Genomic DNA, 21,580 nt, shown 5'->3' with positions numbered 1-21,580 from the left:
CAAGACACAAGAGCGGAGTATAGCCGCTCCGCGACAAGGGTAGGCCACTAGCGCCCGGCACCGATCGGCTGGATACGGCCATCTGCCGCGACCTCGAAGCTTCGCTCGGCCAACCCCTGCGACATCATGAAGTCCGCCAGCGCTTCCATGGTGGCGGTGTGGATCCGCTCGTCATGGTCGCTGGTCGCGACATCCGGAACGAACAGCGAGGCGAACAGGCGCCGGCCGCCACCCACCTCCACGATCTGTGGCTGGAAATAGGCCTGCACGTTGGCACGGATCTGGCGACGATCCTCGGTGCGATAGAGCGCCGCCATCACCACGTCGAGCACGAAGGACGTGCAGTTCTGGTAGCGGTCCCGCAGCGGATTGGCGACCACCGAGTAGCGGGGGTTGTGCAGCGCCGCATAGGCCGGCGAGCTGATCAACGCCCCGAGGCGCGCCTGCAGCTCGGGCTTGGGGATCAGCACGGCGACCTTCAGGTCGAAAGCCGGGCTCAGGAAGTCCGCGGGGAAGTCCTGCACCAGCTCGCTGCGATCGGGTTCGCCGTCGCGCTGATAGAGGTTGTGCACCGCATAGCCGTGCAGCAGCTCGCCCTCCCGCGTCCGGATCGTGCTGTGCATCCAGAAAGCGACATGGGTGTAGGTGAGTCCTTTCGGCAGGGTCGCCGGGTCACGCCCGATGCGGCCGACGATGGCGACGCGAGCGCCCGCCGCGGCCAGCGTGCGCTCGATCGTCTTGGCCTGCGCGGCGATCGCCTCCGGCGTGTGGCGCGGCGGCGACCCGGCAGCGGAGCCGCTGGCCGCCGGGGCGGGTTGCGGTGCCGCCAGCGCCAGCGCGAAAGCGGCGAGCAGGAGATGCCGGCGGCCGATCATCGCGCGGCCTCCACCGGCGCGTTCAGCGCCTCGGCCGGCGGCGGGCCGATGGTGACGGTGCGGTCGGTGACGGGCAGCGGCGCCCGCAATGTCTCGGTCGCCGCTTGGCCGATGCGGCGGCCGTCCTGCATGACGGCAAGGCCGCCTTCCTGCAGAACGGTGCCGACCGGTCCGGGCACCACGGTGCCGACGGCATAGCTCGCGGCGCCGGTGATCCCGACGGCGGACGCGGCGGCTGACCCTGATGCGGCGGCCGAGGCGCGCGCCGGGCTCGAATCGGCGCAGGCCGGCTGGGTCAGGAAGCAGGCGAAGGCCAATCCCAGGGCCGCCGCCTTCCAGTCAGTGCTCTTGAACATCTTGGGTCCCCTTGTGGTATGTAAACGATTACTAACGGCTATCCACGCAAGCCATCTCATCCGGCGATCGCGCGCCAGGCCGCTTCGGCCACCTGGTCGGCGATGGCGATCAAGGGTGGCGAGACCTCGCCGTACAGGCTTCCGGTCGCCGGCTGGAGAACCGCGCCGAGAACGATCTGCGTGGCGAGCCGCGCGTCCATCCGCCGGATCGTGCCGGCGCGCTGGCCGGCGCGGACCAGCTTTTCGATCACCCGCACCGGCGTCGCGGCGCCGTCTGCGATGCGCCGCATCGGTCCATGCTGGGCGAGCAGGAGAAAGGCAAACAGATCGCGGTCCCGGTCGAAGGCGGCGTAGACCCGCCGGACCACGGCGCGGAGCTCCGCCTCGGCGCCCTCGGCCGTACCCCGTGCCGCGTCCAGCTCGGCGGCGAAGGGCAGGTAGTGCCGGTGGAAGATTTCCTCGACCAGCGCCTCCTTGCCGACGAAATGGCGGTAGATCGCCCCCTCGGTCACGCCGGCTGCCGCCGCGATCTCCCGCGTCGTCGTGCCGTCGATGCCCTTGGCCGCGAACAGCCGCACCGCCGCCTGCATCAAACTGTCCTTGGTCGATCCCGCCACGTCATGCCTCCGTAGTAAGTGATTACTTACATGCTTCGACCGAGCTGTCAAGCTCGGCTGTCGAGCTGGGCGGAAGGGCGCCGCCAGCCGGTCCACGTACTGTGCTATGCCAGCCTCATGTTCGGAATTTCGCTGAAATGGCCGGCGGAGCCTGCCGCCGCCGGGCCGGAGGCGCGTTCGATCGGCGCGCTGGCTAAGCTCGGGCTCGCCTTCGGGCCGCTGGCCGATCCTATGGCCATATGGGGTCTCCGGCGGTGGTTCTTCCCGCTGTCGCGGCTATGGGCGGCGGCGGATGCGAGCGGCGCCGATATCGACCGCTTCCTCGCCGAAAGCGGCCTGGCCCTGAAGCGCCAGCCGCTCCTCGGCTACGCCGTGAAACGGATCGCCGGCCAGGCCGATGCCAAGGACCTGCTCGATGCCGCGGACGAAGCCTGGGACGGCAGCTTCTTCGGCCGGCCGAACGTTCGCCCGGCCACGCTTGCCTGGCTGGAGCAGGTGCGCAAGCGCGCCGCCCAGCGCTGGATGCTGGCCCGCATCGGCTATCAGCCGCTCGCCGTCGGCCGGCGGCTGCCATCGGTCCGATGGGCCATCCCGACGCCGTCCGAGGTGGAGAAGGCGATCGGTCCCGCGCTGGCCGAGCCCGCCACCGCCTTCGACCTGCGCCTCCGGCCCAAGGTCGAGCTCTCGGCCGGCTACGACAATTCGATCGGCCGGGTCAGCTGGGCCCGCTTCAAGTCGCCCTGGCACCGCCTCGCCGACACGGTGCTCGCCAAGGTGACGACGCCGACAGGCGCCGCCGACCCGCCGACCATCGTGTTCGGCAACGGCGTGTTCGTCGAATGGGACATGATCGCCGATCTCTCCGGCGTCGAGCGCGTGCTGGTCGAGCGCGGCTTTCGCGTCGTCGAGCTGGTCTCGCCCTGGCATGGCCGAAGGCGTCCCCCGGGGCGCTATGGCGGGGAGATGTTCTTCGCCTCGGCGCCGCTCGGCCCGATCGACCTGTTCGTCGGCCAGGCGCTGGAGAGCGCGGTGCTGGTGCGCTTCGCCCGCGACGCCTTCGGCGGCAAGGTCGCCATCGGCGGCATCTCGATGGGCGCGCTCGCGGCGCAGCTCGCGGCCGGCTATGCCGACCGCTGGCCACGCGATTGCCGGCCGGACGCGGCCTTGCTGATCGCCCATAGCGGCCAGCTCCGCTCGGTGACCTTCGAGGGCAGCCTGACGCGGGCGCTCGGCCTGCCGCCGGCGCTGCATGAGGCCGGTTGGACCGACGCGGCGGTGGAAAGGATGCGCCACCTGCTCGATCCGCCGGACCGGCCGGCGATCGATCCCGCCACCATCGTTTCGTTGCTCGGCCATGCCGACCGCGTCATGCCGGTGGCGCACGGCATCGACCTGACCCGCCGCTGGGGCGTGCCGGAGGAGAACGTCTTCACCGTGCGGCAGAGCCATATCAGCCTGCCGCTTGCCCTGCATGGCGACGACCGGCCGGTCCGCCGGCTGAAGCAGATCCTCGGTTAATCGAGCGGCGTCACCGTGACGGCCACTTCCACGCCATGCGTGCCGCCGCCGAGGATGACGCCGCGCAAGGGGCTGACATCGTCGAAATCGCGGCCCCAGGCCAGCGTGATGTGCTCCTGGTCGACGACGAGGTCGTTGGTCGGGTCGAAATCGAGCCAGCCGATCTCCGGCCCGCACCAGGCACCGATCCAGGCGTGGCTGGCATCGGCGCCACGCAGCGCATGCGCATCGGCCGTCGGATAGGTACGCAGATAGCCCGAGACGTAGCGCGCCGGCAGGCCGAGCCGCCGCAATCCGGCGATCATCACATGGGTGAAGTCCTGGCAGACGCCGCGTTTTGCCGCCATCACCTCCGCCACCGGCGTGGTGATGTCGGTGGCGCCCGGCAGATAGGCGAAGTCGCGGCGGATGCGCGCCGTCAGATCGCGCAAGGCCTGCACGATCGGCCGGCCGGCGGGGAAGCAGGCGGCGGCATAGGCGCCGGCAGCTTCGTCGGCCGGCGCCAGCGGCGAGGCGTAGCAGAACTCGGCGACGGCGGGATCGGCCGGAAAGCCGTCGTCGCGCATCGCGTCGCGCACGGCTTCCCAGGACGGGCCGGCCGGCAATGCGCCCGCGCCGCGCCTTGCGACCTCGATGACGGCTTCCAGCGTGGCGCTGAAGGCGCTATGCGGCATCTCCACAACGACATGGCGGGCCGCGTTGCCGAAATGATCGATGAAGCCGCTGTCGCGGCTCGGCTGCGGCGCCAGCGCAAGCGTGGCGCTCAGCACTTTCTGGCGCGCCGTCTCGCGCGGGCTCATGCGCAGCACGTGGTAGCCGAGATCGACCGGCGCCCCATAGGCATAGCGGGTGAGATGGCGGAGCGCGTAGCGCATCAGGCGGTCTCCCGCTCGGATGCGTGCAGGCCGGCGCCTTCGCGCATCGGCGCCACGTGGCTGAAGTAGTTGCGGGTGATCAGCTCCGACAGCGCCATCAGCCGTTTCCGCACATCGGCCAGCAGGTTCAGGGCCGGCGTCGCATCGTTCGGGTCATAGCCGGCGGCGAAATAGAAGCCGGAGACCAGCGCCATCAGGTGCGCCGCCTCGTCGTACTCGGCGAACTCGCCGGAGGGCGGCGCCAGCTCGCGCAGGTGGTCTAGGAAGCGGGAGAGCTGGAACACCAGCGCGCGCGGGTTGGTGGAATCGAGCAGCAGCAGGTCGAGCGCCGGCACCAGACGAGGCTCGGTGCCGTAGCGGGTGCGATAGGTGATGGTCGAATCGCAGAATTCCAGCGCTAGGCCGAGGCCCAGCTCGGTCAGGCCCGGCCGCTGGCCGAGCAGCGCCGCCATCGTGCCGCTCACCGCGATGCCGCGCTCCAGCCGGCGGCCGAGATCGAGGAAGCGCCAGCTGGCGCCGCGGGTCATGTTCTCGGCCGCGAGTCCGCCGAAGGCGGCGGCGGCCCGCACCATTTCGTCCAGCGCCTCGAGCAGCCGGTCGGGATCGTGGATGCCGTCGGCGAGCGAGGTGCGCACCTCGCCGACCAGATGGTTCAGGGTGCGCCACATGTCGAGCGAGAGGCGGTCGCGCACCGACAGGGCGAGCTGGCGCAGCTGGCCGAGGCAACCCCCGATCTGCTTGCCCTGCGCCGCGGCGCGCGTCAGGCCGGCGGCGAACATGCGGCTCGAGGCCGGCGAGCGGGCGACTTCCGCCTCGATCCAGCCGGTGCGATGCAGCGCCTGGCCGATCACGCCGAGCTCGGCCAGCTCGCGCGGCCCCATCTCGCCGCCGACCAGGCGGGCGAGGGCGGCGCGGAATAGCCGCGCCGCGGCGTCGAGGCGCTCGACCTGGCGGCCGAGCCAGAACAGGTCGTCGGCAATGCGGCTCGGCAGCACGCCGGTGGAGCGGCGGATCGCCGGCACTTCGCGTGCCACCGCGGGAACCACCACGTCCCCTTCCTCCGCCGTGAGCACCCAGACGTCCTTGGCGATGCCGCCATGCCGGAGCGTGCCGCGGTAGAGCGAGCCTTCGTCCAGCACGCGGGCCACGCCGCCGGGCAGCGGCACCCAGTCTTCTCTGTGACGAATCAGCACTGTGCGCAGCACGAACGGGCTGGGACCGAGACCCGCGGCGGTCAAGGTGGGCGCCACGCCATGCGCCACGCGCTCGATGGCGACGTAGCTTTCCGGCCGCGCGCCGAGTGCCGCTTCCAGCGCCTGGCGCTTCGCCTTGGGCATTGTCGCCGGCTCGATCGGTGTCGGATCGGCGGCGAAAATCGGGCGCAGGAAGAAGCGGTCGAGATCGGCCCGTACCTCGGCCAGCGCCGTGCGCTGGCCGCACCACCAGGTGGTCACCGCCGGCAGCTGCAGCTCCTCGCCCAAGAGCCGCCGCGCCAGCGCGGGCAGGAAGGGCGCCAGCGCCGGCGTCTCCGCCGCCGCCGAGCCCGGCGCGTTCACCACGGTGACATTGCCGGCGCGCTGCGCCTGCAACAGGCCGGCGACGCCGAGCGTCGAATCGCCGCGGAGCTCCAGCGGGTCGCACCAGGCGCCGTCGAGCCGGCGATAGATCACGTCGACCGGCACCAATCCTTCCAGCGTCTTCAGGAACACGCGGTCGTCGCGCACCGTGAGGTCCGATCCCTGCACCAGGGTCACGCCGAGCTCGCGCGCCAGATAGACGTGTTCGAAATAGGCCTCGTTGTAGGGCCCGGGTGTCAGCAGCACGATGCGCGGGTCGCGCGCGCGCCGCTGGCCGCCGGCCAGGTTCTGCAGGCTCGCCTGCCACAGCTCGACGAAGGGACGCAGCCGGCTGACCGGCAGGGTGCGGAAGCCTTCCGGGAAGAACCGTGCCAGCGCATTGCGGTGGCGCAGCGCAAAGCCGATGCCGGCCGGCGCCTGGGTGCGGTCGGCGAAGACGCGCCAGCCGCCATCCGACATGCGCACCAGGTCGGCGGCGTAGATCTGCAGCCGTGGCGCGCCGCCCTCGATCCGCCGCACCGGCCGCAGGAATTCCGGGTTGGCGAAGGCGAGATAGGGCGGCAAGGCCCGCTCCGCGATCAGCCGCTGCGGGCCATAGATATCGGCCAGCACGAGGTCGAGCAGCCGGGCGCGCTGCGCCAGTCCCGCCGCCAGCACCGCCCACTCCGCCTCGGGAATGACGATCGGCAGCAGGTCGAGCGTCCAGCTGACCCGCCGGTCGTCGCCGCCGAACACGCCCAGGATCTCGTCGGCTTCGGATAGATGCGCCCGGGCGCGCGCGGTGCGCTCGGCGAGCTGGCCCGGCTGCATCGCCCAGACGGCGCCCATTAAATCGCGCCAATGCGGCCTCAGCGCGCCCTTGCCGGCCGCCATCTCGTCGTAGGCGTCGCTCATACGGAATCGGAACCCCTGGACCCGCCTAGCCTCGCGGATCAGGGGGCGGATTTCCAGGGGGTGGAATGTAGTCCCGTCGTGACTGGGCTTGACCCGGGCACCCAGCGCAGAGGGAGCTCGCTTGCGTCAGCGGCGGCGGCGGGCGAGCAGGCCGAGGCCGAGCAGGCCGGGCGCGAGCAGCGCCAGCGCGGCGGGTTCGGGCACCGTACCGTCCGCCGTCAAGCCGCCCGGCGGCCCGTCGACCCGCGTCAGGGTGCCCGGCGGTCCGCCGGCGTGCACCCACGCGCCCCCCTCCTCCTCGAAGTCGGGGATCCAGGTCGATATTTCGGACGCATGCCAGATCGCAGCAGAATTAATGCGGAAGCCATACCCCGTATCGGGAAACAGGCTGTTGGCCGCCCGCAAATTGAAGGACGTCGCGCTGGTCGCCAGGGGGTCGAGCATGACGTCGAAGTTGAAACCGGCTGCCGATGCCAGATCGACATGGACAGTCCCGAAATCGAACGAGAAGCTGACCACGTCGGCCGTGTCCAACACGGCGTTCGGCGCGACCGCGGCGTCGGCAAAGCCGATGGTGCCGGAGACGGCACCGCCCAGCGGCAGCCCGATGAGGTCGCAGTTAAATCCGCACGTGGCGGCGTACTGGAAGATCACGGCCGCCTGTGCCGAGGCCGGCACGAGAGATGTGGCGGCAAGCCCGAGCAGGGCCAGACCAGATCGGCGAAGCTGCGTCATCGCGAGATTCCTTTTGTCATTCGTTGTGGGGTGGCCGCGCTCAGCGGCGCCGCCGACGGAGCTGGAAACCGATGCCGGCAAGGCCCAGGCCGAGCAAGGCGAGCGTCCCCGGCTCGGGCACGTCGCTGTGCGGCGGCTGCGTGCCGGCGCGGCCGATCTCGATGTTATCCAGGGAGAACAGATCGGTGTCTTGGACGTACAGGAACCGGATACCGGTGATCGTCTCTCCGGCAGTCGCCACGAAGCCGAGGAAGCGTTGTTCCAGAATCGGTGCGACGGGCACGTCGAGCGTTGCCAGCAGCGTGGCGCCATCGAGCAGCTGGACCTCGGTCTGCTCCAGTCCGCTCTCCAGTTCGTTGTTGATACTAAAAAAATCGGCGCCGAACGCGATGATCGCGGGGGCGAAGCTGATGTAGGGAATTCCGCCGGGGGCGGAATGGCCGGTGCGGAGCACCGCAAGCGGGCTGCCATCGATGCTGTAGACGCCGCCGGCGAATTGCGGGGCCACATCGATGAAGTTCTCTCCCACCGGTGCGACGCTGCCGATCGTCATGCCGCTCGCCAGCGCGAGCGCGCCGCCGTCGAAGCTGGTATCGGCGACGAACCCGTTGAAATTCTCGCCGCCGGTCGCGCCGCCGATGGCTGCGAGCCAGGCGGCACGGTCGGTGTATTCGACGATCGCGGCCTGGGCGGCGCCCGAGAGAAGGCAGCCCGCAACCAGCGCGCTGAGTAGGACGTTTCGAGCAGTCATGGCGAATTCCGTTGGTCGCTGGCGGGAAGGATGCGTTATCGCCGCGTCTCCGCGCTTCAGATCGCGCGTCGGCGGCGGCGCTGGAAACCGATGCCGGCGAGACCCAGACCGAGAAGGGCAAGCGTCCCTGGCTCCGGCACGGCCGCGGCGTCGTTCGTCAGCTGGAAACCCAATCTCGCGTCATGCTCGATCCAGCCCGGGCCATCCGGAAGAGGGAGATATTGCGAACTCCCCGCATGATCCAACGACCAGTACCAGAATTCGATGTCGCCCGCGGACGTGTCGTGCACGATCGACAGCCAATAGGTCACATTGGCCATGAGATCCACGGGCCCGAAGCTGGCTTCGTAGGCGTAGACGTCGAACCCAAAGGCCTCGAGCCCGGTGCTGACGCGACTGGCTTCACCGACATCGAATTCGGCCAGCGGACCGGCGGCGGGCACCCCGGCGTCGTCCGCGAAGATGCGGATGGTGAAGCTGTCGATTCCGGTGGGCATGTTCGAATAGCCGCCCCACCAGCGGATGCCGCTGACCGTGCTCGCCCCGGGCTGCAGCTGGAAGTCGTCAGCCGCCAGTCCCCCGAAATTGATGTCGCTGGAGACTGCGCTCACGGTGAGGTCGATCGACTGGTCGAAGACGACAGCCGCGGTGGCCACGGGCGACTGCAAAGCCAGAATGCCAACCGCGGCCGCAATGCTCCTCATCGTATAACCCATGGTCGTTCCCTTTTCTCAGGCTGGGTCCGGGGCACCGCCGCGGTCCGGTGCCGGCTTGTCCCAGAAACGGGGCCGGAGCGGCATTCCCCAAAGCCGTTCCGCCTTGTACGGAAATGGTCAGGGCCGCCCTGGATCGGCTAGAACGGGTTGCATGCGGCTCGACACGCTCGACTGGAACGACCTGCGGTATTTCCTTGCGGTGGCGCGGGCCGGCACGCTGGCCGGCGCGGCGCGCCTGCTCGGGGTCAAGCACCCGACCGTTGGCCGCCGGCTGGACGCGCTGGAGCGCGCGGTCGGGGCGGCGCTGGTGATCCGGGCCGAGACCGGCGTCCGGCTGACGCCGCTCGGCGAGAGCCTGGTCGCCCATGCGGAGCAGGTCGAGCGCTCGGTCGAGGCGCTGAAGGGCCGCGCGGCGGCCCAGACCGGCTCGGTCCGCATCGCCGTGCCGACCGGCTTCACGAGTTTCTTCACGCCGCATCTGCCGCTTCTGCTGGCCGAGCTGCGCCGCAAGCACCCGCAGACCTCGCTCGATTTCCTGAGCAGCCTCCAGCCGGTCGATCTCGCCAAGGGGGAGGCCGAGCTGGCGCTGCGCATCGGCCCGATCGCAGATGAGACCCTGGTGGCCCAGAAGGTGGGCGAGATCGGCTGGTCGCTCTATGCCGCGCCTGCCTATCTGGCGCGGCATCCGGCGCCGGCCGACCCGCGCGATCTCGATGGCCACGAAGTGCTCGGCTTCAACTCCACCGTCGCCCGACTGCCCGGCGCCCGGTGGCTGGCCGAGCACGGGGCCGGCGCCAGCCGGGTGCTGCTGCACGGCGAGATCGAGGACATGGTCGCGGCGACGGTGGCGGGCGTCGGCCTTGCCGTCCTGCCCTGCATCCTGGCCGACCGCGAGCTCGGCTTGCGCCGGCTGACGCCCGATATCCTGGACAGCCAGAGCCTCTCGATCGTCTATCGCCGGGACGTCCTGCTGTCGCCGCCGGTCGAGACCGTGCTGCGCTTCCTGGCGGAGGTCGTGCGCACGCATATGCGAGCGATCCGCGGGGCGTAGCGCCCGGGCCGAGCCCTTCGGATCGCTGTCGGGCTTGATTCTACTATATTGGAATATATGATGCAGATATGAGCGCGACGGCGAGCGATATCGACGGGCGGATCGGCGCCCGCATCCATGCCCTGCGGACGGCGCGCGGGCTAACCCTCGATGGGCTGGCCCGTCTTTCGGACGTCAGCCGCGCCATGCTGTCGCGCATCGAGCGGGGCGAATCGAGCCCGACGGCCCAGCTGCTCAACAAGATCTGCGGCGGCCTCGGCGTCATGCTCTCGGCGTTGTTCGCCGAGACCGAGAAGCCGCCGAGCCCGCTCGCGCGCCGCGCGGACCAGCCGGTCTGGCGCGACCCGGCCAGCGGCTATCTGCGCCGCGCCGTGTCGCCGGCGCAGACCGGCTCATTGGTCGACATCGTGGAAGTCGAGTTTCCTGCGGGCGGCAGCGTTGCCTTTGACAACCAGCGGCTTGCCGGCGCCGACCAGCACATCTGGGTACTGGACGGCACGCTCGAGCTTGAACTGGGCGAGGAGCGCCTTCGCCTTGAGGCCGGCGACTGCCTGATGATGCGCTTCGACCGGCCCATCGTCTTCCGCAACCCGGCGCGGCGGGCGATCCGCTACGCCGTCGTGGTCAGCCACGGAGCCGCGCGGCCATGACCGATGCAGTCACCGTGACGATCCGCACCCTCGATGCCGCCGAGGCGGAGGCGCGGCTCGACGAGCTGGCTGCGATCCTGGTCGACGCCGTGGCGAACGGCGCCTCGGTCAACTTCATGGCCGGCTTCACCCAGGCCGAGGGGCGCGCGTTCTGGCGCGGCCAGCTTCCCGGCATCGCCGCGGGGGAGCGCCAGCTCTTCGTCGGCGACGACGGCGCGCGGTTGGTCGGCACCGTGGTGCTGAGCTTCGCGCCCCAGCCGAACGCGCCGCACCGGGCGGAGATCGGCAAGATGCTGGTGCTCTCGTCGCTGCGCCGCCAGGGCCTCGGCCAGCGCCTGCTCGAAGCCGCTGAACAGGCGGCGCGCGCGGCCGGCCGCAACTTGCTGCTGCTCGACACCGAAACCGGCAGCGCCGGCGACCACCTCTACCGCCGCGCCGGCTGGACCGAATACGGCCGCGTCCCCGGCCACGCCTTCCGCCCCGACGGTCGCCTCGCCGAGACGACGATGTTCTACAAGCGGCTCGGCGACTGAATCACCGCGCGTGGCGCAGGTCGAGCGTCACCGGGTGCTCGCCGGCCGGCGCCGCCGGCACCGGTTTTGTGCTGCCTGGCGTGTGGCCGAAGGCGAAGAAGCGGGCGCGGCGGCGGGCCTCGGCCTCGTTGGCGTTGACCGGGAAGCGGTCGTAATTGCGGCCGCCCGGATGGGCGACGTGATAGGTGCAGCCGCCGAGCGAGCGGTCGCTCCAGCTGTCATGCAGGTCGAAGACCAGCGGCGCGTCGGCGGTCAAGGTCGGGTGCAGCGCCCGCACCGGCTGCCAGGCGCGGTACCTGATGCCGGCGACATGCTGGCCCTGGACCCCCGTCGCGCGCAGCGGCACCGCCATGCCGTTGCAGGTCAGCACATGCCGGCCCGGAACCAGCCCGTCGAGCTTGACCTGCACCCGCTCGACCGAGCTGTCGACGAAGCGCACGGCGCCGCCGGGCGCGCCGTCCTCGCCCAGCACATGCCAGGGCTCGAGCGCGCTGCGCAGCTCCATCTCGACGCCGCGATAGGCGACCTTGCCGATCTGGGGGAAGCGGAACTCGTGATGCGCGACGAACCATTCGGGATCGAGCGCGAAGCCGGTGCGGTTCAGGTCCTCCAGCACTTCGTCGAAATCCTGCGCCACGAAATGCGGCAGCATGAACTCGTCATGCAGCCTCGTGCCGTAGCGCGCCAGCGGGCGGTCATAAGGGATGCGCCAGAACCTGGCGACCAGGCTGCGGAGGAGAAGCTGCTGCGCCAGGCTCATCCGCGCATGCGGCGGCATCTCGAAGGCGCGCAGCTCGAGCAGGCCGCGCCGGCCGGCGCTGCTGTCCGGCGCGAACAGCTTGTCGATGCAGAACTCGGTGCGGTGCGTGTTGCCGGTCATGTCGACCAGCACGTCGCGGAAGATGCGGTCGACCAGCCAGGGCGGCGTGGTCTCGCATTTGTCGAGGGCGCGGAACGCCACTTCCAGCTCGTAGGTCGCGTCGTCGCGGCCCTCGTCGATGCGCGGGTGCTGGCTGGTCGGTCCGATGAACAGGCCGGAGAACAGATAGGAGAGCGAGGGATGATTGTGCCAGAAGCCGAGCAGGCTCTTCAGCAGGTCGGGCCGGCGGAGCAGCGGTGAATCGGCCGGCGTGGTGCCGCCCACCACGATGTGGTTGCCGCCGCCGGTGCCGACATGGCGGCCGTCCAGCATGAACTTTTCGGTGACGAGGCGGGTCGCCCGCGCCTCCTCGTAGATCGCCGTGGTCTTTTCGACCAGGCCGTCCCAGTCCTCGGACGGATGGATGTTCACCTCGATCACGCCGGGATCGGGCGTCACCGAGAAGTTGAGCAGCCGCGGGTCGTGCGGCGGCGCATAGCCTTCGATGACCACCTTCTGCCGCCGCGCGGCGGCGACATCCTCCACCGCGGCGACCAGGTCGAGATAATCCTCCGCCTGCTCGGCCGGCGGCATGAAGATATGCATCAGCCCGTCGCGCACCTCGACGCAGAGCGCGGTGCGGATCACGCTCGCATCCGACTTGCCGCGCTCGGGCTTCGGCGGCGCCTGCTCGCGGCGGCTCTGCGGCGTGGCGGCGGCCTTCGCCGGCGAGGCCTGGAATGTCTGGCGCGGCGGCAGCGCCTCGCGCGGCGCCATCGGGTCCTCGGGATAGAGATAGGGATAGTCGCTCTGGTTGGTCCAGGGCAGCGAGTCGAGCGGCAGGCGCAGGCCCATCGGCGAATCGCCCGGGATCAGGAACATGGTCTCGGTGCGCAGGAACCACGGCCCGCTCCGCCAGTGGCGCTGGCCGTTCAGGCCGATGCGGGTCAGCGGCAAGGCATGGCCGACCACGGTGTCGAGGCCCTGCTCGAACACGCGGGCGAGCCGCTCGCGCTCCAGCGGATCGGCCAGCTCGCTCTTCAGCGGATCGACATTGGCGGGTAGCCGGCGCTCCTTCCACAGGTAGTACCAGATGTCCTCATAGCCCGGCACGCACCAGGAAGGATCGACCTGCAGGCGGCGCGCCAGGTCGGCGATGAAGGCGCCGGAATCCACCGAGCCGAGCCGGCGGTCGCTCTCCTCGTCGGCGGCGAGCAGCGACCTGTCGCGCCAGATCGGCTCGCCGTCCTTGCGCCAGTGGCAGGTCAGCGCCCAGCGCGGCAGCTGCTCGCCCGGATACCACTTACCCTGGCCGTAATGCAGCAGGTGGCCGGGCGCGAAGCGGTCGGCGAGCCGGCGCAGCAGCTGGCCGGCGAGGCGGCGCTTGGTCGGGCCCAGCGCGTCGGTGTTCCATTCCGCGCCGTCCGGGTCGTCGGCGGCGACGAAGGTCGGCTCGCCGCCCATGGTCAGCCGCACGTCCATCGCCTTCAGGTCGCGGTCGACCTTCTTGCCGAGCGCCAGCAGCGCGGCCCATTTCTCGTCGCTATAGGGCTTGGTGACGCGCGGGCTCTCGGCGACGCGCGTCACCTTCATCTCGAAGCCGAATTCGACCTGTGCCTTCTCCACCAGGCCGGTGATCGGCGCGGCGCTGCCGGGCTCCGGCGAGCAGGCGAGCGGGATATGGCCCTCGCCGGTCAGCAGGCCCGAGGTCGGGTCGAGCCCGATCCAGCCGGCGCCGGGCAGGTAGACCTCGCACCAGGCATGCAGGTCGGTGAAATCGACATTGGTGCCTTCCGGCCCGTCCAGCGGCTTCTGGTCGGCGACCAGCTGGACTAGGTAGCCGGAGACGAAGCGGGCGGCCAATCCCAGATGACGCAGTGCCTGCACCAGCAGCCAGCCGGTATCGCGGCACGAGCCTTTGGCGAGCTTCAGCGTCTCCTCCGGCGTCTGCACGCCGGGTTCCATGCGGATGACGTAGCCGATCTCCTGCTGCAGGCGGCGGTTCAGGCCGATCAGGAAATCGACGGTCTTCTGCGGCGAACGGTCGATGCTGGCGAGCCAGCGCGCGAGCAGCGGCCCGGCCGGCGCCGCCTTGCGGAATGGCGCCAGTTCCTCGTCCAGCACGTGGTCGTATTCGAACGGGAAGCTCTCCGCCGCCGGCTCCAGGAAAAAGTCGAACGGGTTGATCACCGCCATGTCGGCGACCAGGTCGACCGTCACCGAAAACCGGTCGGTCCTCTCCGGAAAGACCAGCCGGGCGAGGTAGTTGCCCTGCGGATCCTGCTGCCAGTTCAGGAAATGGCTGGCCGGCTCCACCTTGAGCGAATAGGCGAGCACCGGCGTGCGGCTGTGCGGCGCCGGGCGCAGCCGCACCACCTGTGGCCCGAGCGCGATCAGCCGGTCGTAGCGGTACTCGGTCTTGTGATGCAGGGCGACGTGAATGGCCACGGGTCAGCCTCTCCCCCGGTACGGCTGGAGCCTAGCAAACATCGGGCCATAGACGGGGGCCATTCACCGTCCTTGGCGGCTATCGGGCGCGCTGGTCTTCCTCCGTGAGCTGGGCGCGGAGCTGGTTCTTGGCGATCTTCTCCAGGGTCGAGCGCGGGAAGTCCTCGACCAGGCGCACCTCGCGCGGGCGCTTGAAGTCGGCGAGCGCCCTTGCGCAGGCCGCGGCCACATCCTCGGCCAGGCTCTTCGCCGCGCCGGCATCGGGCCGGACGAAGGCGACCGGCACCTCGTCCAGCATCGGGTGCTTGCGGGCGACCACCGCCACCTCGCGCACGCCGGGAACCAGCATGATGACGCGCTCGATCTCCGAGGCCGCCACGTTCTCGCCGCCGACCTTCAGCATGTCCTTCGAGCGGTCGGCGAAGGAGATGAAGCCGTCCTCGTGCAAGGTCACCGTGTCGCCGGTCTTGAACCAGCCCTGTTCGTCGAAGCTGTCGGCGGTGGCCCCGGGGTTGTTCAGGTATTCCAGGAAGAGCGAAAGGCCCGGCACGCCCTTGACCAGCAGGTTGCCGGTCTCGCCCGCCTCGACCAGGCTGCCGTCGTCGCGGGTGATGGCGATGCCGTATTCGTCCGCCGGCTTGCCGATCGCCAGTGGGCGGTTGGGCTGGTGCGCCTCGCCGATGATGCCGTGCGTCATCGTCTCGGTCATGCCCCACCAGCCGATCGTCTTGACGCCGAAATGCGCATCCGTCGGCGGCTCGCAGATGGCGCTGCCCCACAGCCGGAAATGGTGCTGCTTCGGCAGCTCGTAATCCATCAGCGCGCGCACGCAGAAGGGAATCAGCGACAGCCAGGTGCATTTGTACTTCAGCGCGGTGTCCCAGAAACGGCTGGCCGAGAAGCGTGGCTGCACCACGCAGGTGCCGCCCATCCACAAGGTCGACAGCACCGAATAGGCCTGGGCGTTGGTGTGGAACAGCGGCAGGAAGCAGAGATGCGTGTCGGAGGGCTTCAGGTCCTGGTGGATGGCGTTGACCTTGGCGCCCCACAGCGCATTGGCATTGGTCCAGACCACGCCCTTCGGCCGCGACGTGGTGCCGGAGGTGTACTGGATGCCGACCGGGCGCCACGGATCGACCGGCAAGCCGGGCAGGGAGGCCGGATCGCCGTCGAGGCCGGCGAAGCCATCGACCTTCGGCGCATTGGCGGCCGGCGTGCCGTTGTCGTGGCCCGTGACCACCAGGAAGCGCGCGCCCTTATGCGCCGCGTTCACCAGCTCGGCGAATTTCGGCTGGGTGATGGCGCCGACGGCGCCGGAATGCTCGGCGAAATAGGCGAGCTCGTCGGCGGCCGACCGGGCATTGGTGGTGACGGCGACGGCGCCGAGCTCGGCGCAGGCATACCAGGCGAGGATCGTCTCGGGACAGTTGTCGAGATGCACCAGCACCTTGTCGCCCGTCTTCACGCCGCGCTTGTGCAATCCGGCGGCGACCCGGCGCACGCGGTCGCGAAAGCCGGCATAGGTCCAGGTCTCGGGCTCGCCCTCGAACGGCGCCCAGATGACGAAGGGATGATCGGCGCGCGTCCTGGCCCGCATCTCGACCAGGCGCGGCACGTCGAACCCGGCGAACGGATGCACCTCCGGATGGCGGAGACCCTTCATGCTGTTTCCTTCCCTCAAGCGAACTCGCGTCAGCTTAGCGCGCGCCGCGCCAGGTGCAGCAAGTTCGGCAGGAACACGCCGGTCAGGATCACCGCGATGGCCGCGGCGTCGCGCCAGCCGACCGCCTCGCCGATGAACAAAGCCGCGAGCGAGGCGCCGATCGGGCCGACCAGGGGCGGAAACAGGCTGATCCGCGCCACCGCGAGATGCCGCAGCGCGTAGTTGTAGAGGAAGAGCGGCCCGAGGCTGGTCACGGAGCCGAGGACGAGCAACACAATGAAGACCTCGCCCGGCGCTTTGCCGATCCGCAAGGAGGGTCGCTCGATCAGGAACAGCACCGCGCCCATCAGCAGCGCGGCGGTGGTGATCTGCACGGCCGAGGTGGCGAGCGGATCGCCGCCGCGCTGCGCCACGCGGCGGCCGACCAGCTGGTTCGCGGCGCCGCAGAGCACGCCGGCGATGCAGAACATGTCGCCGAGCAGGTCGCCGGCGCCGTGCCGGCTCTGGCCGTCGAGCAGCAGCGCAATGCCGCCGACGGCGATCGCGGCGGCGGCAAGATGCACGGGGCGCAGAGCCTCGCCCAGCACCAGCCGGCCGAGGATCGGCATGACGATCGGCATCAATGCCCAGAAGGATGCGGCGTTCACCGCCGTGGTGCGCGACTGGCCCCACAGGAACAGCACGGTGACCATGCCGGGCTCCAGCAGGCCCATGGCGACCTGGCGCCAGCCGATCTCGCGCAGCCGCGCGAGCCGCCCGGTCAGCGTCACCACCAGCCAGGCGGTAGCCGCGGCGACGGCAAGCCGGGCGAGCCCCGCCTCGGCGATGGCAAGGTGGCCGAGCAGGAACTTGTTGCCGACCAGCGACGACGACCACAGAACGCATGCCGTCAGCATGGCGAGCAGCGGCAGGGTCGCGGCCATCGTCCTCCCCGGACGAGCGGCAAAGAAAAAGGCGAGAGGTGATCCCTCCCGCCGTCAGTCGGCTGAAACTTGCCGGGTCAGCTGAGGCGGATCGATGTCGCCTCGCGCCCCTTCTCAGTGGTGACCACCGTCATGACCACGTGCTGGTCAGGCTCCAGCGAGGCGAGGCCGGCGCGGCGCAGCACGTTCAGATGCACGAACACGTCCTTGCCGCCGTCGGATGCGGTGACGAAGCCGAAGCCCTTCTCGGCCCGATACCACTTCACCGTGCCTTCCATGTCGACCGGGGGACCCAGCGGCGCCGGCTGCGCCCGTTCGCGCGGCGCCCCGAACGGCGCCCGCGGCGGCCGGCTGCCGAACCTGTCGCCGCCGCCGAACCGGTCACCCCCGCCGAACCGATCGCCGCCGCCGCGATCGCCGAAACTCGGACGCTGCGGACGAGCCGAGGGCGGCGTCGCGGTGCTGTCGTCGACCTTCATGATGCGGCTGACCTGGCGGCCCTTCTGGCCCTGCACCACCTCGCAGTGCACGGTCGCGCCTTCGTTCAATGTCGCGGCGCCATAGGCCTGCAGCGCCGAGGCATGCACGAAGATGTCCTCCGATCCGTCGGCTACCGTGACGAATCCGAATCCCTTCGTCGGATTGAACCATTTGACGGTGGCATCAACCACTACCGGCGCGCCGTCTCCGGCACGCGCGAACGGAGGTTTGAACATTGGAACTGCGCCGCCCTCAGCAAATTGTCGTTAACCAGTCTACACTCTTGCGTCGTTCGCCAATAGAGGAAATCGAGGGACAGAACCGGGTTGTCGATTCCGGGCTGGCATACTGCGTTCCAGGTCCTAAGTTGGCCCCTCGATTCAATTCCCAAGGCCACCGCAAGGAAGGAAAGACATCGCCATGAGTGCGGCGCCCGATACCAAGTCGAAATCGGCCAAGCCCGCGTTCCGCTGGGAGGATCCGTTCGATCTGGACAGCCAGCTGACCGATGACGAGCGGATGGTGCGCGACACCGCGCGCCAGTATGCGCAAGGGAAGCTTCTGCCGCGGGTGATCGAGGCTTTCCGCGAGGAGAAGACCGATCCCGCGATCTTCCGCGAGATGGGCGAGCTCGGCCTGCTCGGTCCCACCATCGAGGGCTATGGCTGTCCCGGCGTCTCCTATGTCGCCTATGGCCTGATCGCGCGCGAGGTGGAGGGCGTCGATTCCGGCTATCGCTCGATGATGAGCGTGCAGTCGAGCCTGGTGATGCATCCGATCCACGCCTACGGCACGGAGGCGCAGCGGCAGAAATATCTGCCCAAGCTCGCCACCGGCGAATGGATCGGCTGCTTCGGCCTGACCGAGCCCGATCACGGCTCCGATCCCGGCGGCATGAAGACCCGCGCCCGCAAGGCGCCGGGCGGCTTCCGCCTCACCGGCTCGAAGATGTGGATCTCCAATTCGCCGATCGCCGATGTCTTCGTCGTCTGGGCCAAGACCGATGACGACGTGATCCGCGGCTTCGTGCTGGAAAAGGGCATGAAGGGCCTCTCGGCGCCGAAGATCGCCGGCAAGCTCTCGCTTCGCGCCTCGATCACCGGCGAGATCGTGATGGACGACGTCTTCGTCTCCGAGGATCACCTGCTGCCGAACGTCAAGGGGCTGTCGGGCCCGTTCGGCTGCCTGAACAACGCGCGCTACGGTATCGCCTGGGGCGCGCTCGGCGCGGCCGAAAGCTGCTGGAAGGCGGCGCACCGCTACACCATGGACCGCAAGCAGTTCGGCCGGCCGCTGGCGGCGAACCAGATCATCCAGCTCAAGCTCGCCAACATGCAGACCGAGATCGCCATCGGCCTGCAGTCCTGCCTGCGCGTCGGCCGGCTGAAGGACGAGGGGCAGGCGGCGCCGGAGATGATCTCGCTAATCAAGCGCAATTCCTGCGGCAAGGCGCTCGACATCGCCCGCATGGCGCGCGACATGCACGGCGGCAACGGCATCCACGAGGAATTCCACGTGCTGCGCCACGCCATCAACCTCGAGACGGTGAACACCTACGAAGGCACGCACGATGTGCATGCCTTGATCCTCGGCCGCGCCCAGACCGGCATCCAGGCGTTCTTCTAGGAAGGGCCCCGGAAAAAGGGGGAACAGGTGGAGCGGCCGGCACCCACGCCGGCGCACACCTTGAAGGGCATCGCGTTCATGACCGCGGCGGCGACCGTGTTCCCGGTCATGAACGCGACCGTCAAATACCTGACGCAGTTCTATCCGGTGGTGGAGACGATCTGGGCCCGCAGCCTCGGTCATTTCCTCTTCGTCATCGCGCTGTTCGCGCCGTCGATGGGCTGGCGGCTGTTCCGCACCGGCTTCCCGAAGATCCAGCTCACGCGCTCGTTTCTGCTGCTCGCCTCGACCGCCTGCTTCTTCTTCGCCATCTCGATGATCTCGCTGGCGGACGCGACGTCGATCACCTTCACCGCGCCGTTCATCATCGTGGCGCTGTCCGGCCCGATGCTGGGCGAGCGGGTCGGCTTCGCGCGCTGGGCCTGCGTCGTCGCCGGCTTCGCCGGCATGCTGATCGTGGTGCGGCCGGGCGGCGACGTGGCGCACTGGGCCTCGTTCCTGGTGGTCGGCAGCGCCACCTGCTATGCGCTCTACCAGATCTTCACCCGCAAGGTGGCGGGCGTCGATGCGCCGGAGACCACGGTCACCTACAGCGCGCTTGTCGCCACTTTGCTGATGACCCTGCTGGTGCCGCTCCACTGGCGCACGCCGGAAAGCCTGTGGCACTTCGCGCTCTTCGTCTCGACCGGATTGCTCGGCGGGCTCGGCCATTATTGCGTGGCCCGCGCGCTCTATTGGGGCCAGGCCTCGGTCGTGTCCAACTTCAACTATGTCCAGCTGCTCGGCGCCGCGGCGCTGGGCTATCTGATGTTCGGCCACTTCCCGGATGCCTGGACCTGGATCGGCGCCGCGGTGATCGTCGCCTCCGGCATCGCGATCGCGGTGCTGGAGACGCGCCGCGTCAGGTCCGCCAGAAATCCGGGAACAGCAGCACCAGGACGGTGAGCAGTTCCAGCCGGCCGAGCATCATCGCCAGCGAGAACAGCCATTTCACTTCGTCGGAGAGCGGCTTGTAGTTGCCGGCCGGGCCGATGATCTCGCCCAAGCCAGGGCCGACATTGCCCATGGTCGCGATGGCGCCGCTCGCCGCGGTCACGAAATCGAGGCCGAGTGCCGCACCGGCCAGTGTGACGGCGCCGAAGGTTACCAGGAACAGGAGGATGAAGCTGAACACCGAGAAGATGGTGTCCGGTGCCACGCGCCGCGCATTGTAATAGAGCGGTAGCACGCGGTTCGGCTGAATGTTCTGGATGGCAAGGCGCCTGAGGCCGCCGAAGAACAGTTCCCAGCGGAACACTTTGATTGAACCGGAGGTGGAGCCGCTGCAGCCGCCGACAAAGCCGAGCAGGAAGAACATGACGATCGGAAACGTCCCCCATGTCGCGTAGTCGGCAGTGACGAATCCGGTCGTTGTCGTGATCGACATGACATTGAACGTCGCCAGCGTCAGCGCCTGGAAGGCCGGCGTCGGCGAGGTCGCCCAAAGCCACAAGGCGGTGAGCAGGCTGGCACCGCCGACGATGGTCAAAAAGACCCATACCTGGTTGTCGGCGAACAATGCGCGGCGGCCTTCGCGCAGTACGCGGACATGCCAAGTCAGCGGCATGCCGCCGAGCGCCATGAACACCACGATGATCCAATGGATCCAATAGCTCTGGTAGAAACCGACTGAGGCGTCGCGCGTGGAAAAGCCGCCGGTCGAAATGGTGGCGAGGGAATGCAGCAGTGCGTCGAACGGGCTCATGCCTGCAAGCCACAGGGCGGCGGCGCAGATCAGTAGAAGCGCGAGGTAGACCACGCTGATCGCTGCCACCACCTGGGTAAAGCGCGGGAAGGGCCGCTCCGACTTGTCGGAGCTCTCGGCGCGGAACAGCTGCGCGCCACCGACCTTGAGGAAGGGCAGGATCAGCACGCCCATGACGACGATGCCGAGCCCGCCGATGCCATGCAGCAGGGCACGCCAGACGATGATGCCGTCCGGCGCATTGTCCAACCCGACGATGACAGTGGCCCCCGTCGTGGTCAGGCCCGACATCGCCTCGAAGTACGAATCCGCGAACGACATCTCCAGGCTCGAGAAGGCGAACGGCAGCGCCCCAAACAGCGGCGTCACGACCCACGCCGTGGTGGTCAGCACGAAAGCCTGGCGCGGCTCGATCCGCGAGGCATCGCCCCGGTTGGTGATGGCGAACATCGAGCCGAGGAAGATGGTGATGGCGGCGGAGACGAAGAACACTTCCGCGTCGGGGTCGCCCTTGGCGACATCGACGAGGCCGGGAATCAACATCATGGCGCCGAGGCCGGTAAGGAACAGGCCGACGACATAAAGGACCGGCTTCAGGAACCCGAGCATGCCGCGCTCGATAGAGGAAGTTTGCGTGCACCGCAATGCCGGCGGCGTTGGCCGTGCTTGCCGCCATTCGCTAGGGTCGC

The 21,580-nt window shown here is 69.2% G+C and carries 19 protein-coding genes; 6 read left to right on the top strand and 13 right to left on the bottom strand.

The features are described 5' to 3' along the window. Positions 1-47 precede the first annotated feature (47 nt). From DT074_RS12030 to DT074_RS12020, 3 genes are read right to left on the bottom strand one after another with little or no spacing between them, the layout of a single operon-like run. The gene (locus DT074_RS12030; protein ID WP_119420099.1) at positions 48-875 is read right to left on the bottom strand and encodes a DUF2145 domain-containing protein; all 828 of its coding nucleotides are present in this window, start codon (positions 873-875) and stop codon (positions 48-50) included. After that, entirely contained in the window at positions 872-1,231 is a 360-nt protein-coding gene (locus DT074_RS12025; RefSeq protein WP_119420098.1) for a hypothetical protein, read from the bottom strand. Before DT074_RS12025 ends, DT074_RS12030 begins: the two co-directional genes overlap by 4 nt. A 56-nt stretch (positions 1,232-1,287) precedes the next feature. Next, a complete protein-coding gene (locus DT074_RS12020) occupies positions 1,288-1,848 on the bottom strand; it encodes a TetR/AcrR family transcriptional regulator (RefSeq protein WP_162914846.1) in 561 nt (186 codons plus the stop codon). A 117-nt stretch (positions 1,849-1,965) separates the two neighbouring features. Here DT074_RS12020 and DT074_RS12015 point away from each other — a divergent pair, with 117 nt between their 5' ends. Then, positions 1,966-3,366, top strand: a complete 1,401-nt coding sequence (locus DT074_RS12015; protein ID WP_119420096.1) for a hypothetical protein — start codon at positions 1,966-1,968, stop codon at positions 3,364-3,366. On the opposite strand, the gene DT074_RS12010 is transcribed toward DT074_RS12015, so the two are convergent. The 5 genes from DT074_RS12010 to DT074_RS28510 all read right to left on the bottom strand — a co-directional run bounded on the left by DT074_RS12010 (position 3,363) and on the right by DT074_RS28510 (position 8,914). Next, the gene (locus tag DT074_RS12010) at positions 3,363-4,241 is read right to left on the bottom strand and encodes a transglutaminase family protein (protein WP_368744627.1); all 879 of its coding nucleotides are present in this window, start codon (positions 4,239-4,241) and stop codon (positions 3,363-3,365) included. The two genes, DT074_RS12015 and DT074_RS12010, sit on opposite strands and share 4 nt — an antisense overlap. Then, positions 4,241-6,712, bottom strand: a complete 2,472-nt coding sequence (locus DT074_RS12005) for a circularly permuted type 2 ATP-grasp protein (RefSeq protein ID WP_119420094.1) — start codon at positions 6,710-6,712, stop codon at positions 4,241-4,243. The genes DT074_RS12010 and DT074_RS12005 overlap by 1 nt, the downstream gene beginning before the upstream one ends. 126 nt (positions 6,713-6,838) lie before the next feature. Continuing rightward, positions 6,839-7,447: a PEP-CTERM sorting domain-containing protein gene (locus DT074_RS12000; protein WP_162914845.1), complete on the bottom strand. Its 609-nt coding sequence runs from the start codon at positions 7,445-7,447 to the stop codon at positions 6,839-6,841. A gap of 40 nt (positions 7,448-7,487) precedes the next feature. Continuing rightward, entirely contained in the window at positions 7,488-8,198 is a 711-nt protein-coding gene (locus DT074_RS11995) for a PEP-CTERM sorting domain-containing protein (RefSeq protein WP_119420092.1), read from the bottom strand. Positions 8,199-8,254: 56 nt separating this feature from the next. Then, positions 8,255-8,914 (bottom strand): PEP-CTERM sorting domain-containing protein, encoded by a 660-nt coding sequence (locus tag DT074_RS28510; protein WP_368744626.1) that lies wholly within the window; start codon positions 8,912-8,914, stop codon positions 8,255-8,257. A gap of 151 nt (positions 8,915-9,065) precedes the next feature. On the opposite strand from DT074_RS28510, the gene DT074_RS11985 reads away from it, so the two are divergent. The 3 genes from DT074_RS11985 (at position 9,066) to DT074_RS11975 (ending at position 11,148) form a co-directional block, all read left to right on the top strand. Then, positions 9,066-9,965, top strand: a complete 900-nt coding sequence (locus DT074_RS11985) for a LysR family transcriptional regulator (RefSeq protein ID WP_162914844.1) — start codon at positions 9,066-9,068, stop codon at positions 9,963-9,965. Between the two features lie 68 nt (positions 9,966-10,033). After that, positions 10,034-10,615 carry a helix-turn-helix domain-containing protein gene (locus tag DT074_RS11980; protein WP_119420090.1) on the top strand — a complete coding sequence of 194 codons (582 nt, stop codon included), beginning with the start codon at positions 10,034-10,036 and terminating at the stop codon, positions 10,613-10,615. Next, positions 10,612-11,148, top strand: coding sequence for a GNAT family N-acetyltransferase (locus DT074_RS11975; RefSeq protein ID WP_119420089.1), 537 nt, complete (start codon positions 10,612-10,614; stop codon positions 11,146-11,148). The genes DT074_RS11980 and DT074_RS11975 overlap by 4 nt, the downstream gene beginning before the upstream one ends. A gap of 1 nt (position 11,149) precedes the next feature. On the opposite strand, the gene DT074_RS11970 is transcribed toward DT074_RS11975, so the two are convergent. The 4 genes from DT074_RS11970 to DT074_RS11955 all read right to left on the bottom strand — a co-directional run bounded on the left by DT074_RS11970 (position 11,150) and on the right by DT074_RS11955 (position 17,712). Next, positions 11,150-14,455, bottom strand: coding sequence for a transglutaminase family protein (locus tag DT074_RS11970; RefSeq protein WP_119420088.1), 3,306 nt, complete (start codon positions 14,453-14,455; stop codon positions 11,150-11,152). A gap of 79 nt (positions 14,456-14,534) precedes the next feature. After that, complete coding sequence (locus DT074_RS11965; protein ID WP_119420087.1) at positions 14,535-16,118, bottom strand: AMP-binding protein; 1,584 nt, start codon at positions 16,116-16,118, stop codon at positions 14,535-14,537. A gap of 29 nt (positions 16,119-16,147) precedes the next feature. Further along, the gene (locus tag DT074_RS11960) at positions 16,148-17,041 is read right to left on the bottom strand and encodes a DMT family transporter (protein WP_119420086.1); all 894 of its coding nucleotides are present in this window, start codon (positions 17,039-17,041) and stop codon (positions 16,148-16,150) included. Between the two features lie 77 nt (positions 17,042-17,118). Further along, positions 17,119-17,712 carry a cold-shock protein gene (locus DT074_RS11955; protein WP_368744625.1) on the bottom strand — a complete coding sequence of 198 codons (594 nt, stop codon included), beginning with the start codon at positions 17,710-17,712 and terminating at the stop codon, positions 17,119-17,121. 229 nt (positions 17,713-17,941) lie between these two features. Between DT074_RS11955 and DT074_RS11950 the strand changes: the two genes are divergently transcribed. Both DT074_RS11950 and DT074_RS11945 read left to right on the top strand, forming a co-directional pair. After that, positions 17,942-19,147 carry an acyl-CoA dehydrogenase gene (locus DT074_RS11950; protein ID WP_119420084.1) on the top strand — a complete coding sequence of 402 codons (1,206 nt, stop codon included), beginning with the start codon at positions 17,942-17,944 and terminating at the stop codon, positions 19,145-19,147. 27 nt (positions 19,148-19,174) lie between these two features. Continuing rightward, positions 19,175-20,092 (top strand): DMT family transporter, encoded by a 918-nt coding sequence (locus DT074_RS11945; RefSeq protein WP_119420083.1) that lies wholly within the window; start codon positions 19,175-19,177, stop codon positions 20,090-20,092. Here the strand turns inward: DT074_RS11945 and DT074_RS11940 are convergent. Continuing rightward, positions 20,049-21,500, bottom strand: a complete 1,452-nt coding sequence (locus DT074_RS11940; RefSeq protein ID WP_119420082.1) for a TrkH family potassium uptake protein — start codon at positions 21,498-21,500, stop codon at positions 20,049-20,051. The genes DT074_RS11945 and DT074_RS11940 overlap by 44 nt on opposite strands. Between the last annotated feature and the right edge of the window lie 80 nt (positions 21,501-21,580).

Source organism: Desertibaculum subflavum (assembly GCA_003576705.1).
GTDB classification, from domain to species: domain Bacteria; phylum Pseudomonadota; class Alphaproteobacteria; order Ferrovibrionales; family Ferrovibrionaceae; genus Desertibaculum; species Desertibaculum subflavum.
The sequence above is the reverse complement of the archived record's forward strand: the minus strand, read 5'-3'. Positions and strand labels throughout refer to the sequence as shown.

What these genes read in the sequence shown, in the direction of transcription:
- DT074_RS12030 (WP_119420099.1), bottom strand. Translation starts at nt 875, where the DNA reads ATGATCGGCCGCCGGCATCTCCTGCTCGCCGCTTTCGCGCTGGCGCTG.
- DT074_RS12025 (WP_119420098.1), bottom strand. Translation starts at nt 1,231, where the DNA reads ATGTTCAAGAGCACTGACTGGAAGGCGGCGGCCCTGGGATTGGCCTTC.
- DT074_RS12015 (WP_119420096.1), top strand. Translation starts at nt 1,966, where the DNA reads ATGTTCGGAATTTCGCTGAAATGGCCGGCGGAGCCTGCCGCCGCCGGG.
- DT074_RS12010 (WP_368744627.1), bottom strand. Translation starts at nt 4,241, where the DNA reads ATGCGCTACGCGCTCCGCCATCTCACCCGCTATGCCTATGGGGCGCCG.
- DT074_RS12005 (WP_119420094.1), bottom strand. Translation starts at nt 6,712, where the DNA reads ATGAGCGACGCCTACGACGAGATGGCGGCCGGCAAGGGCGCGCTGAGG.
- DT074_RS12000 (WP_162914845.1), bottom strand. Translation starts at nt 7,447, where the DNA reads ATGACGCAGCTTCGCCGATCTGGTCTGGCCCTGCTCGGGCTTGCCGCC.
- DT074_RS11995 (WP_119420092.1), bottom strand. Translation starts at nt 8,198, where the DNA reads ATGACTGCTCGAAACGTCCTACTCAGCGCGCTGGTTGCGGGCTGCCTT.
- DT074_RS28510 (WP_368744626.1), bottom strand. Translation starts at nt 8,914, where the DNA reads ATGGGTTATACGATGAGGAGCATTGCGGCCGCGGTTGGCATTCTGGCT.
- DT074_RS11985 (WP_162914844.1), top strand. Translation starts at nt 9,066, where the DNA reads ATGCGGCTCGACACGCTCGACTGGAACGACCTGCGGTATTTCCTTGCG.
- DT074_RS11980 (WP_119420090.1), top strand. Translation starts at nt 10,034, where the DNA reads ATGAGCGCGACGGCGAGCGATATCGACGGGCGGATCGGCGCCCGCATC.
- DT074_RS11975 (WP_119420089.1), top strand. Translation starts at nt 10,612, where the DNA reads ATGACCGATGCAGTCACCGTGACGATCCGCACCCTCGATGCCGCCGAG.
- DT074_RS11965 (WP_119420087.1), bottom strand. Translation starts at nt 16,118, where the DNA reads ATGAAGGGTCTCCGCCATCCGGAGGTGCATCCGTTCGCCGGGTTCGAC.
- DT074_RS11960 (WP_119420086.1), bottom strand. Translation starts at nt 17,041, where the DNA reads ATGGCCGCGACCCTGCCGCTGCTCGCCATGCTGACGGCATGCGTTCTG.
- DT074_RS11950 (WP_119420084.1), top strand. Translation starts at nt 17,942, where the DNA reads ATGAGTGCGGCGCCCGATACCAAGTCGAAATCGGCCAAGCCCGCGTTC.
- DT074_RS11940 (WP_119420082.1), bottom strand. Translation starts at nt 21,500, where the DNA reads ATGCTCGGGTTCCTGAAGCCGGTCCTTTATGTCGTCGGCCTGTTCCTT.